The organism is Candidatus Palauibacter soopunensis, assembly GCF_947581735.1.
In the GTDB taxonomy this organism is placed as follows: Bacteria; Gemmatimonadota; Gemmatimonadetes; order Palauibacterales; family Palauibacteraceae; genus Palauibacter; species Palauibacter soopunensis.
On sequence record NZ_CANPVT010000032.1, the window covers coordinates 1 to 12,236 of the forward strand.

Below are 12,236 nucleotides of genomic sequence, written 5' to 3' on the forward strand. Positions count from 1 at the left end.
CGACCGCGACCGTGACCGGTGTGGCGCGCGGAAGCGCGGTCGTCACTATCACAGCGGCCGATCCGGCGGGCCTCCAGGCCAACCAGGGATTCAACGTGACGGTGGGCCAGAGCGGCGTGAAGGAGGCGACGGTCGCCATCTTCGGGTTGCGGAACGTGGAGGACCGGTCGAAGTCCATCAACCCGACCAACGTGTTTGGTGATGTCGCCGTCATCCTCGACGTCCAGAACAACGATGAAACGGTCGCGGGGATCGGCCTCACCCTGAACGACGAGGAGATTCAGTGCCGTGGCAACATCGGCGCGGATCTCGCGGCATCCGGCGGGCAGATCGAGGTGGACTGCTTCTTCGACACCAACGCCGTGGACGGCGAGTGCGTGGGGATGCAGTTGCAACCGCGCTACGCCAACGGCGAGTACAACCTCGGCGCGTTCCTCGTCACCGCGGAGGGCGAGCGGCGCGAGGTCGTCGCCACGCAGCCGATCACGCTGAAGAATTCCGGCTACGTGATCATCGCCCACGAGGCGGGTGCGAATTCCGTGGTGTCGAACACGACCAAGGGTCTGACGTTCTACGGCGGGCCTCCGGGCGAGGACGACGAGAACCGGAACAGCTTCCACGCCTGCCCAGTGTCCTACAAGGGCACAACGGTGGGCTCGATGCAACTCGGCAGCATCCACACGAACACGGCGCGTCCGGATCCGGTGGCGACGGATCCACAGCCCGCTTATGGTGCCGGTCTGCTGAGCTTCAGGCGGGCCAACGGCAGGCCGCACGATCCGGTCGACGACGAGGCGCCGTTCACATGGCCGATCAGCACGGCTTCCTGGACGGGCAACAGCGCCGTGGAGAACATACCGGGCGAGAACGAGTTCTGGATCGAGAACCGGGGTCTCATCAAGAACGCCGACGGGCTCGACGTGAGCGGCGAGTTCCGCAAGGACGGCAATGCGGCGAATACGCACAAGGAAGGTCCGTTCCAGTTCGACTTCAGCGCACCGCGCCTGAACGACGACGACGGCGACTCGGAAGTCGCGATCAGCTACGTCACCGGAGGCAGGCGCGTCACCCGAAGCATCGGCAGCGCGACGGGCAACATGTTCTCCCCCGGTTCGAGTTCGTCTCCCGCGCGCCTGGTCGTATCGGACGTCGCGGAGGCCGGCGTGGGCGGTGTGAACGAGGTCATCGCGGTGGGCGATTGCACGATCGCGGCTAACACCGACTCCCGGTCGAGCACCGATTTCGTGGCCGGTGACGGGATGGACGACATACGTAACATCGCCGAGCTGCCCGAGGACGACGCGGAGGCCAATCCGGGCGACGAGGGCGGACTCGACTGCTACACCGCCGAGTTGCAGGAGTTGACGGACGCGATCGGCAACTCGACGTGGCTCGGGAACGTCCGGATTCAGTCGGCCGCGGCCTTCGGCGTCGACAAGACGCCACCGGAGGTCACCGACGTCGAGCCGGAAGGCGAAGTCGTGTTCAAGGGACGCGGCACCACTGCGAGTCCTACCGCCGAGTTCATCTTCTTCGACGCCAACGATCCGGATCTGGAGACGGGCGATGAGGGCAGCGGGTGCTGCTTATTCACGCCCCAGCGGTACTACAGCGGAGCGTACCGAACGGCCAACGCGGGCTGGAGCGTTTCTAGCAGGTTCGGTGACGATACGTACGGCGGTAGCATCGCCGGTCTGGACGACGGGGCGTATCGGCTGCGCGCGATCGCGTGGGACCGCAGCACGCCGGGCAACGGCAGTGTCGCACTCTACTCGTTCGTCAAGGACACGAAGGCGCCGACGTTCAGCTTGGGCGCGAGCCCCGGTGGCGCCATCAACGCGGGCTCTTCCTCGTCCATCACGGTGGTGGTGAGCGGCACGATCAAGGACGCGAACCCGGTCGAGGAAGCCCTGCTGACCGTGATGATGCAAGGGACGGGCGACGGCAGCTCGAACGACATCTGCGGCGGTGACGACACGACCGATACCGAGCTGCCGCGGTCGCGGGCTCGCAAGTACGACCTGGAGAACGACACCAAGACGATCGAGTTCAGCCAGTCGGTCACGATCGGGCGGGCGCCGGGCGGCGGCATGGAGAACCTCTGCTTCAACCTCAAGCTGACGGACTCGGCCGTCGACCATGAGGGCGACGACAACGGCAACGAGTCGATGTACTCGGCCGGCAACTTCTCGGTGAACTGGGGCCTCGGAGTCAACGTGACCGAGGATAAGTTGTCCGTACCGGAAGGCGGCGAAGCCACCTATGGGGTGAGCCTGCAGTCCGCGCCGGTCGGAGACGTCACTGTGACGCCGCGCACGAGCAACTCGCACGTAACGTTTACTCCTGCGACCCTCACGTTCACCACCACCGACTTCGGGACTGCCCAGACGGTCACGGTGTCGGCCGTCGAGGATACTGATGCGGTGAACGAGGCGACGACGATCTCCCACAGCGCCTCGGGCGGGGGCTACAGCAACGTGAGCATAGCCTCGGTCGCGGTGACTCAAGCGGACAACGACGCCACGCTGGCGGTGGATGTGGACTCGATCGACGAGGGCGTAATCGACACGGTGACGGTGACCGTGGAGTTGGCGACCGCAGCGACGGCCGAAACGACCGTTACGCTCACGTTGACCGACAACGTCCCCGACGATGACAACAACGAGGATCCGGTGATCGCCAAAGTCGGCCCGGGCGAGAACCCGACCGCCACCGATCGGACCATCACGATCGCGTCCGGCGCAAAGAAGGGAACGATCGAGCTCGAGATCGAGGTTGGCGAACTCGACGGGACACGGGATCGTAGGATCACGGTGACGGGCACGTTCACTCACATCAGCGGTACCAACGTCACCGACCCGGACGAGGTGCGCATCACGCTCGTCAACGACGATTCATGATGGCGCTCCGGTGAGGCTGGCGGCTTGAAGGGTTGAGCCGCGTAAGCCGAACCGAGGGCAAACGGGAGCCCCTCGCGGATTCGCGGGGGGCTCCTTTTTTCTTAGGGAAGAGTTTCCTTTCACCCGACTTGTTGGGCCGTCGGGTCTGTCGGGAGAAGAGCCGGGAGGGCTGACCGAATGAACGGAAAAACGAATCGCTACCGCACCCTGGGCTTCGCGAGCGCACTCGTTGCGGCTCTCATCGGCGGTGTCTCCTGCGGCGGAGACGGGACGACGGATCCGCCCCCGCCGCCTCCGCCACCGCCTCCGGCGCCTGTGGCTCCGGTGGCGGTCGGGTCGATCCCGGCCCAGGTCATGACCGTGGGGCAGACGGTGACGGTGGACGTGACGCCGTTCTTCCGCGATCCCGACGGGGGCGCCCTGACGTATACGGCCGCATCGTCGGCCACGGCCGTGCTCACCGTGTCGCTGACCGGCAGTAACCTGACGCTGACGGCGGTGGCGCCGGGGACGGCGACCGTGACCGTGACGGCCACCGATCCTGGCGGCCTGACGGCCACGCAGAGCGCGGGGGTGACGGTCGAGGCGGCCAACGAGGCGCCGGAGGCGGTGGGCACGATTCCCGCGCAGGCGATGACCGTGGGCCAGACGGCGACCGTGGACGTGGCGGCCTTCTTCAGCGACCCGGACGGCGACGCGCTGACGTACACGGCAGGGTCGAGCAATGAGGCGGCGGTCACGGCCGGGCTCGAGGGCAGCAGCCTGACGCTGACGGCCGTGGCCGTGGGCACGGCGACGGTGACGGTGACCGCCGCCGACCCGGACGGTCTGACGGCCTTGCAGAGCGCGGAGGTGACGGTCGAGGCGGCCAACCAGGCACCGGAGGCCGTGAGCGCGATCCCGGCGCAGACGTTGTCCGCCGGTGATACGGTGACGGTGGACGTGTCCGCCTACTTCACCGATCCGGACGGGGACGGATTGAGCTACGAGGCGGAATCGAGCGACGCGGACGCCCTCGCGGCCGGGATCGAGGGCAGCAGCCTGACGCTCGCGGCGGTGGCGCCGGGGACGGCGACGGTGACCGTGACGGCCACCGACCCGGGCGGCCTGAGCGCGACGCAGAGTGCGGAGGTGACGGTCGAGGCGGCCAACCAGGCACCGGAGCCGGTGGGCGCGATCCCGGCGCAGACGATGACAGCGGGGCAGACGGCTGAAGTGGACATATCGATTTTCTTCACCGATCCGGACGGCGATGACCTGTCGTACGGGGCGGAGTCGGGCGATGCGGGCGTGGTCTCGGTCGCCCTGTCGGGCAGCACGCTGACGCTGACGGCGGTGTCAGCCGGGACGGCGACGGTGACGGCGACGGCGACGGATCCGGGCGGTCTTTCGGCGACTCAGAGCGCCGAGGTCACGGTGGCGGCGAGCGCCGGATTCCGGGACGACTTCGATTCGGCCGCCAGCCTGGACGACTGGGAGATATTGAACGCCGACGCCTCCGTCGCGGATGGTCTCCTGCGCTTGACCAACACCACGGATGGTTTGCTCGGAATCGCGGAACGCGAGGTCGACCCGGTGCTTACGGACTGGACGATCCGGGTCAGGATGGGCCGGGCCGCGGACGATGGAACCGTGCGGATGTATTGGTTCACGGAGCACCCGCGCTATCAGGCCTTTGGCGTATCGCTTGGCCCGCAAAGTCAAGGGCACAACTACAGGTTCCTTCTCTGGGACGATGATGAGTCGGCCTGGTTTTTTCTCGGAGACCAGAGCGGTAACTCGGATGCGATTCGAGATGCGCCGGGCGAGTTCACGGACGTCACGATTGGGTGGGACGGCGATGAGTTCTTCCTGATGGCGGGAGACACCGAACTCTGGAGATTAACTCCGAACGCGACGTTTCGTGCAGCCTTTGGCAGCGTGACCGATATCTGGTTGGCGGGGAGCGGAGACAGCGGCGCCGCACAACGCTTCGATTGGTTCGAGGTCACAGGCACGGAGAGCAGCGCGGCGATGTCGAGTAGGGCGAGAGCCGCTCGCGATCTTGTGAAACAAGCCGCTGACGCGACGGAGCGTGGATTGGACCGCGCCGGCAGCAAGCAGTGAACCGGAAAGCCTCCCGCCGCGACGGAGCGGCGTCCGCTCGCGCGGCGCGGAGATGTGTACGCGGACTCCGGACCGCGGTCGTATCGATCGCCGGCGCATGGGCTGCGGCCTGCGGCGACGGGAACCAGGTTACGGAGCCGGCCCCTCAGCCGAACCGGGGACCACGGGCCGTAGGCACGATTCCCGCCATGACGGTGTCGGTCGGCGAGTCGGCCAGCGTTGACGTGTCTCCGTACTTCAGCGACCCGGACGGAGACGCCCTTTCCTACGCGGCAAGTTCGTCGAACGATGCGGCTGCGGCCGCATCGGTGTCGGGCGCTTCGGTCGTGGTCGCCGCACACGCGAGGGGCGTTGTGACGGTCACGGTGGAGGCGCGCGATCCACGTGGCCTGATCGCGCAGCAGACGTTCCAGGTGACCGTGCCGAACCGGGGGCCGGAAGCGGCGGACGAGATCCCGGTCCAGACCGTGTTCGCGGGACGGACCGCGACGGTGGATGCATCGGCCTACTTTCGCGACCCCGACGGCGACGCTCTGCGCTACACCGCCACGTCGTCGAGAACCGAGGTTGCAACGGTCGCCGTGTCGGAAGCGGAGATCGCGATCCGGGCCCTGGCCCCGGGGGTCGCGATGGTCACTGTGCGCGCGAGCGATGCGGATGGCGCGAGCGCGGAGCGGGTGTTTTCGGTGACCGTGCCGAATCGGGCCCCGGAGGGTGTGGGGACGATCTCGCCCTTGAAGCTGGCTGTGGGCGACACGGTGACCGTGAACGTGTCCGCCTACTTCACGGATCCGGACGGAGAGAGCCTTTCCTTCACGGCCGCTTCGTCGAACGCCGCCGTGGCCGGCGTCTCGGCGGCGGGAGATTCCGTCACGGTAGCGGCGGTTGCGAAGGGGCTCGTGACCGTGACGGTCACGGCGCGCGACCCGCAGGGCGAGGCGGCGCAGCAGACGTTCCGGGTCACCGTGCCCAACCGGGCGCCGGAGCGGGTCGGGACGATCCCGTCACAGACGCTGCCCGCCGGCGAGACGGCGGAGGTGGATGCCTCCCCATACTTTACCGACGCCGACGGCGACGCGCTTTCCTACTCGGCGGCCTCGTCGAACGCCGGCGTGGCCGCGGTCTCCGCGTCCGGCAGCGTCGTGACCGTGCGGGCGGTCGCGCCGGGCGACGCCACCGTGACGATCACGGCCAGCGACCCAGGAGGCCTGAGCGCCTCCTCCGCGTTCGGCGTGAGTGTGGCAAGCGTCCCCTCCGGGTTCCAGATCGAACTCGTGTTCGCGACGTCGGTGACCGCAACCCAGGAGGCAGCCTTCCGCAGGGCTGCCGAGCGCTGGATGAAGATTCTGGCGCCGACGGACCTCCCGGACATTGCGCTGAACCGAACCCTGGGCTGCGGCGGCGATCCGAAATTCGAGCGCTACGTCGAGACGATCGACGACCTGATGATCGTGGCGGCGATCGAAGAAATCGATGGTTCGCGCGGGACGCTGGCGCGAGCCGGCCCCTGCCGGGTGCGGACCGGGAGCCTGCTGCCCCTGTACGGTCGGATGACGTTCGACGTCGCCGACCTCGAGCGGCTCGAGCGCGGCGGCGAGCTGGAGGACGTGGTCCTCCACGAAATGGGGCATGTGCTGGGCATCGGAACCATCTGGCGACCGCTCGGATTGCTCCAGAACCCCGCATCCGAAGACGACGAGCCCGACACGCACTTCACGGGCCGGCGGACCATCGAGGCGTTCGACGAAGCCGGCGGCGCCAACTACACGGGCGCCAAGGTGCCCGTCGAGAACACCGGCGGCCTGGGCACCCGGAACGGCCACTGGCGGGAAGTCGTGCTCGTCACCGAACTCATGACCGGATACCTGGATCGCGGTCCCGAGCCCTTGAGTGCGATCACCGTTCAGTCCCTGGCGGACCTCGGCTACTCCGTCGATCTCGCGGCGGCTGATTCCTACCGGCTTCCCGACGCGGACGCCGCCCGCGCGGTCGAGGAGGACGAGCGGATCCCGTACGGAGACGACATCTGGAGAGGGCCCGTCGTCGTGGTCGACGATGCGGGGCGGATCGTCCGAATCATCAGACCCCACTAGGCTTTACTCGAATCGGGGAGCGCCAGCCATGACCAAGCCTGAAACCGAAGCCAACCGGCCTCCGGCTGCGACCGAACCCCCGCCGGACCCGAAGGAGTTCGACCCGGTTGCCGTGAACCCGTTCTACCGGGGACTTCGCTTCTCGGAGGTGGTCCGCATCCTCCTCACGCCCACGGACCCGGAAGTGCGCGAGCGGATCAGGCGTAGGGCACGGCGGGGTAGCGGGCCGCGCCCCGGCCGTACACCAGATCCCGATAGGTGAGGCGCTTGCCCGCCATGTGAACCACGACCTCCCGCATCCTCTCCATGGTCCCGAGCGCCCGAAGGTTGTGCTTGCCCGCCAGCTCGTCCACGTACCGCTGAAGATGCTTCCGGCTCAGCACGTGGAACGTCCCCATGTACGCCCGCTTCAGCAGCGCCCAGAAGCTCTCCATGCCGTTGGTGTGGGCATCGCCCCGCACCCACTCCCCCGCCGAGTGCTTCGCCGCGCCGTGCCGGTAGCTCGGCGCCAGCCGTCTGTACGTCGGGTACTCGTCGGTGTAGATCACCGAGCCCGGACCCGCGTGCGCCGTGATGATCCGCCATAGCGTTCTCGCATCCGTGCTTCCCACCACGTAGGCCGACACCCGGTTCGTGGCACGGTCCTTGAGCCCCACCACCGGGATCTTCCCCGCGAACCCGCCCTCCTGGCGAAGCCGCTTGTCCACGTGCTTGTTGTGTTCCTTCCCCCCGATGTACGCCTCGTCCACCTCCACCGGCCCCTCGAACCGCGCCGGGCGGTCCCGGACGAAGATCTGCCGGATCCGGTGCTGCATGAACCACGCCGTCTTCTGCGTCACCCCGATGTCGTGCGCGAGCTTCGTCGACGCCACCCCCTTCGGGCTGCTCATGTTCAGGTGGATCGCGTAGGCCCATTTCCTCAAGGGGAGCGGGGAGCCCGCCATCGGCGTCCCCGTCTTGACCGAGAAGTACTTCCCGCAGTCCCGGCACCGGTACGGCATCTTCGCGTGCCTGCAACGGTAGGTCCCCAGACTCCCGCACCGGGGGCAGTGCCGGTTCCCGTCCGGCCACACGATCTGCTCGAACCACCTCCGTGCCGCCGCTTCCGTCGGGAACTTCTCCGCCAACTCCAACAGGCTCAACCCTTTGACCTGCATCGATGCTCCCTCCCGATCGCTCTCTGACTCAACCCAGGTATGTAAGTCCCACTACCGGATACGACCTGTTCCGGCCCTTGGCAGAGCCGGTCCGAAGGCAAGTTCCTCGCCTTCATCCCCGCTGTCCGCGAATCTGCCGAGCGAGAGGCTCGGAAGCTCGTGCGCGAATTGCGTAAGGGGCTGGGCCGGCCGGTCTACAGGGAACTGATCGCCGCTTCGTCGCGCCCGATGGTGCTCTCCATCCTCGCGGGCGGGGAGAGCTACGGCTACCAGATGCTCAAACAGGTGAAGGTCCTATCGGGTGGAAGCGTGGACTGGTCCGACGGAATGCTCTATCCGGTCCTGCACCGCTTGGAGCGGGACGGTCTCATCGCGGGCCGCTGGCAGTTGACCGATGCGGGACGGCGGCGGAAGTACTATCGGCTGACCGGACGGGGAAGGCGCCAGTTGTCGCGCGACCGGGCGAGTTGGCGGACGCTGACCACGGCACTCGAAGCGGCTTGGGGAGGAGCGCATGTTTGATCCGGAGGCGGCGTTTCGGGACTGGAGCGCGCGCGTGGAGCGCGGCGCGGGGCTGTCGGCGTGCGAGGTGGACGAATTGGAGGACCACTTGCGGGCGCACGTCGATCTGGAGTTGGAGTTGGACAACGCCCTGACCCCCGCTCGCGCGTTTGCGCTGGCCCGCCAAGGCATCGGCGAGCCGAAGACGCTTTCGAGGGAGTTCGCCAAGGCGGGCAAGCCGAGGTGGCGGCACCTGCTTCGGGCTGGCGGGGCAATGTTCGCGGCGTCCTGGGTCCTGCCCGCCATCGGTGACGCGGCCGGGCACCTTTCGGGCTGGGAGGCTTTTCGACTCGCGCTCGAATGGGGAAATCCGGGCGAAGCGCTGAGCGCGCTCGGCAGCATTCTGGTGCTCCTCGCACTGTTCGTGACCGGTCGCGTCCGTCGCGCGAAGCTCCGGTGGCTGACTTGGTGCGTGACCGGCGCGACGGCGCTGAACCTTCTCTACTGGATCCCCTCGGGCGATCTGGCGGTCGGCTACTGGGCTTGGGCGGGCTCGTTCGTTTGCGCGGCGTCCGCCCTGTGGATGCGCGCCCGCGAGCGGGCGTTCACCAAGTTGCGACAGGCTCCGGCCCGGCCAAGCTAGATGGGGGTCCAAAGGGGGGAAGCCCCCCCCTTTGCCAGACCGCCACGTTCAACGTGGCGTCGGCTGGCTGACAGCCACCAAAAGGTCGTCGGCCAGCCCTCGCGGCCGCCGCCGAAACGCCGCTCCGGGCATCGCCCGGAACAGCCTCGACGGGGCCGTCGAGAACATTCCCCCCGGCCTCGTAGTCGTCGGCGTCGCGGACGACGATGGCGAAGCGATCATCGATGCGAATCTGCAATGGCTGGGACGGTCCTGCGGGTGAAGTAAACGGTTGACAAGGCTCCAGCGATGGAACCATCGAAGAACGTGCTATGGTGCTTGCCCGCGCCTAGGAGCTATGGTCGTTTTCGAATTTAAGGGGTGCGCGGTCGCGCATATCCGAGGCATCAAGCCGAGCAGCAGCCCAGCCATCGAAAGTCCCGTTGATCACGGTTTTCTTGGACACCCCGAGTCGGACAGGCTGCATCCGACGTGCGGGCCGAGGCCGAAGCAGCGGCGAAAGATCGGAGCTGGGCCTGCCACCGGACCATGGAATGCTTGCTCGGAGTTTGTACCTGCGGCCTCCAGACTCCTCGTACTTCATGAACGAAGAACTAAGGACAGCATACCCATGACCGAACGCGGCGAATCCACGAGTTCCATCGAGGAATACCTGCAGCATATGTGCGACGATGCAGGAGCAGGCCTCGAGGAGATCACCGACCGAGACATCGGTGAGGGAGTTCTGGAACCGGATTTCCGGTCTCAGTTGATCGCGATCCGCATCGTCCTTGAGCGCAATCGTGACGCCGAAGAGAAGCTCACGACGGAGATCAGAAAGATCGAGGCCGATATCCGGGAACGCGGTGGCGACTCGTGGATGGTGGATCACTGGGTCGACACGCTGCACAGCTCCACGTTTCTAGATGCCGCGCACAGCATGGCCGCTGTCGGTCTGATAGCTCCACTCATGGAGTCCCTGTTCGGCCGAATCGTCCGGTACTTCAAGAACGAGAAGACGTGGAAGGACGGCCGACGCAAACACCGGGGCGTCGTTAACGCGTTCCTGCAGATCGCCAAAGACATCGACTTGAGGGGGCACCTGCCCGACGACTTGGAAACGACCGCGAGGGCTCTCTTTGAGTATCGGAACAAGATGTTCCACGGCGGCCTCGAATGGCCGGAGGAGGATCGTACCAGATTCGCCAACCGAGTCGACTCCGCAGGCTGGGGGGACTGTTTCTCGCTTGCTCACTCAGGTAACGAGCCTTGGTTCTTTTACATGACCCGGGATTTTGTCGAACGTTGCCTTGACACCTTCTACGAGATCATCGACGGAGTTGGAGCCCACGAGAGAATCGTACGGGATTAAGACCGTGAGAATCTAGCGTGACGGCCACCACAAGGTGCCCCTTTCCCCCTGCCCCACCGGGTTAGTCGCGGGTCCCTTCGATGGTCCCGCCGGTCGAGAACGGGCACCCGAAGCGGAAGCGTCGCAAGGGGCGCTGCGAGGCAGGTTGCTTCGCAAAAACGGGCGTCCGCTTGACGACATGGATACTCACGGCCATTACCGGGCCGGGAGCCAGCCGAAAAACGCCTCTCGGAGCGACGTGGGGTGCATCCCGATTTCCCAGGGCCTAGGTTGAGGTTCGATTCGGGAGCCGGAGGGGCGGCAGGGGAGGTGTGGGGGTTTGGTAGTGGTGTGGTGGCCCCCCGCGTCTGGCGACGCGCTGCCGCCGCCTCCTGATGTGCTTCCTGATGTCAAGATACACCGCGCTGCGGGAGGCGGTTCCTGCAACGCCGCGACGTAGCCCGCCCCATCCTCCATGAGCTGACGCCGGCGCTCGAACAGGTCGGAGCGCCTGCAGGCGGCCTCGACCGTGTTTCGAGCGGGCCGCCAGCGCAACTTCAGCCGCCTCGCAGTGGAGATCCGTCTCCTCGGCCGCCTGCGTCGAGGGCTGAAGCCCGGCCGCCGCGATCCGCAACACGCCATTGACCCGGCTTCCCGCTGGGCGCTCTCTTGAACGTGGGGTACAGCCGATGAACGAGTTCGATCAAGGCGTCATTCTGCGGGCTCACCGGTTCCGCGCCGAATCGGTCGGGTATCGGCTCGAACGCGGCCATTACATGGAAGGCGACGACGACCGCGCGGACCGTTGGTACGCGGTGTCCGCCTCCCGGAGGGTCTCGACGGCCGCCGACCGGTCGGGCCCGGGGTTCCGGTCGATCAAGGCTGCGGCGGACGAGGCCGAGCGGCTCGCCGTCCAGGAGCGCGATTCGCCTGAACGCACATGACCGACGACGCTAAGCGGGGTGCTGGTCGAGTTCGCGGACGTTTCGTCATTCGGCGTGGCCGACGTTCGGCTGCTGCTGCGGTGCGGAGCGCTGCGGGCGGGGCGAGCGATCCAGTCTCTCGTCAATGCGGGACTGGCCCGGCCGACGGATCGAGGCGGAAGGCACCTCTACGGAATCAGCCCGCGGGGGCGGGACTTGGCTTCGACGATGAGCGGCAGTCAGTAGAGATGGAGTGGCGCCGGAAACGGGCGGTGGTGGCAAGTCCTGCGTGTCCGGCTCGCTTTGGGGGGCGCCGGACACGAAAATCGCCGTCGGCCGGACACAGCCCCGGTCGCGCAGGTCGCTGCCGCGCCTGCGGTTGCACCACGACCGGCGGAGCGCCGATGCCGATCCGCGCTCCTCGGACGTGGCTGGGAGCGACCCCCCATCTCGGCAGACCTCGATTGCCGCCTGGGGGGATGGAGCCGGACAGCCCCATCCCCACCCCCGCCTGGGGTCGCTCCCGATCAGCAGTCCCTCGCGGGAAGGCCACCGCGCGCCGCGAGGGCGGCGCTTCGGATCG

Annotated in this window: 7 protein-coding genes and 1 pseudogene; 7 read left to right on the top strand and 1 reads right to left on the bottom strand. The window is 67.1% G+C overall.

The window, feature by feature from the left end; genetic code table 11:
* The 3 genes and pseudogenes from RN901_RS09350 to RN901_RS09360 all read left to right on the top strand — a co-directional run.
* A pseudogene (locus RN901_RS09350) lies at positions 1 to 2,900 on the top strand (hypothetical protein); the annotation flags it as partial.
* 177 nt (positions 2,901 to 3,077) lie between these two features.
* Positions 3,078 to 5,006: an Ig-like domain-containing protein gene (locus RN901_RS09355; RefSeq protein ID WP_310758006.1), complete on the top strand. Its 1,929-nt coding sequence runs from the start codon at positions 3,078 to 3,080 to the stop codon at positions 5,004 to 5,006.
* A 188-nt stretch (positions 5,007 to 5,194) separates the two neighbouring features.
* Positions 5,195 to 7,099 (top strand): Ig-like domain-containing protein, encoded by a 1,905-nt coding sequence (locus RN901_RS09360; RefSeq protein WP_310758007.1) that lies wholly within the window; start codon positions 5,195 to 5,197, stop codon positions 7,097 to 7,099.
* 197 nt (positions 7,100 to 7,296) lie between these two features.
* On the opposite strand, the gene RN901_RS09365 is transcribed toward RN901_RS09360, so the two are convergent.
* Complete coding sequence (locus RN901_RS09365) at positions 7,297 to 8,256, bottom strand: IS1595 family transposase (protein ID WP_310758008.1); 960 nt, start codon at positions 8,254 to 8,256, stop codon at positions 7,297 to 7,299.
* 159 nt (positions 8,257 to 8,415) lie between these two features.
* Between RN901_RS09365 and RN901_RS09370 the strand changes: the two genes are divergently transcribed.
* The 4 genes from RN901_RS09370 to RN901_RS09385 all read left to right on the top strand — a co-directional run bounded on the left by RN901_RS09370 (position 8,416) and on the right by RN901_RS09385 (position 11,674).
* Positions 8,416 to 8,778: a helix-turn-helix transcriptional regulator gene (locus RN901_RS09370; protein ID WP_310758009.1), complete on the top strand. Its 363-nt coding sequence runs from the start codon at positions 8,416 to 8,418 to the stop codon at positions 8,776 to 8,778.
* Positions 8,771 to 9,400: a hypothetical protein gene (locus RN901_RS09375; RefSeq protein ID WP_310758010.1), complete on the top strand. Its 630-nt coding sequence runs from the start codon at positions 8,771 to 8,773 to the stop codon at positions 9,398 to 9,400. The genes RN901_RS09370 and RN901_RS09375 overlap by 8 nt, the downstream gene beginning before the upstream one ends.
* Before the next feature lie 610 nt (positions 9,401 to 10,010).
* Complete coding sequence (locus RN901_RS09380) at positions 10,011 to 10,751, top strand: hypothetical protein (protein ID WP_310758011.1); 741 nt, start codon at positions 10,011 to 10,013, stop codon at positions 10,749 to 10,751.
* A gap of 668 nt (positions 10,752 to 11,419) precedes the next feature.
* Positions 11,420 to 11,674: a hypothetical protein gene (locus tag RN901_RS09385; protein WP_310758012.1), complete on the top strand. Its 255-nt coding sequence runs from the start codon at positions 11,420 to 11,422 to the stop codon at positions 11,672 to 11,674.
* The last annotated feature ends 562 nt before the right edge of the window (positions 11,675 to 12,236 follow it).

What these genes read in the sequence shown, in the direction of transcription:
- RN901_RS09355 (WP_310758006.1), top strand. Translation starts at nt 3,078, where the DNA reads ATGAACGGAAAAACGAATCGCTACCGCACCCTGGGCTTCGCGAGCGCA.
- RN901_RS09360 (WP_310758007.1), top strand. Translation starts at nt 5,195, where the DNA reads ATGACGGTGTCGGTCGGCGAGTCGGCCAGCGTTGACGTGTCTCCGTAC.
- RN901_RS09365 (WP_310758008.1), bottom strand. Translation starts at nt 8,256, where the DNA reads ATGCAGGTCAAAGGGTTGAGCCTGTTGGAGTTGGCGGAGAAGTTCCCG.
- RN901_RS09375 (WP_310758010.1), top strand. Translation starts at nt 8,771, where the DNA reads ATGTTTGATCCGGAGGCGGCGTTTCGGGACTGGAGCGCGCGCGTGGAG.
- RN901_RS09380 (WP_310758011.1), top strand. Translation starts at nt 10,011, where the DNA reads ATGACCGAACGCGGCGAATCCACGAGTTCCATCGAGGAATACCTGCAG.
- RN901_RS09385 (WP_310758012.1), top strand. Translation starts at nt 11,420, where the DNA reads ATGAACGAGTTCGATCAAGGCGTCATTCTGCGGGCTCACCGGTTCCGC.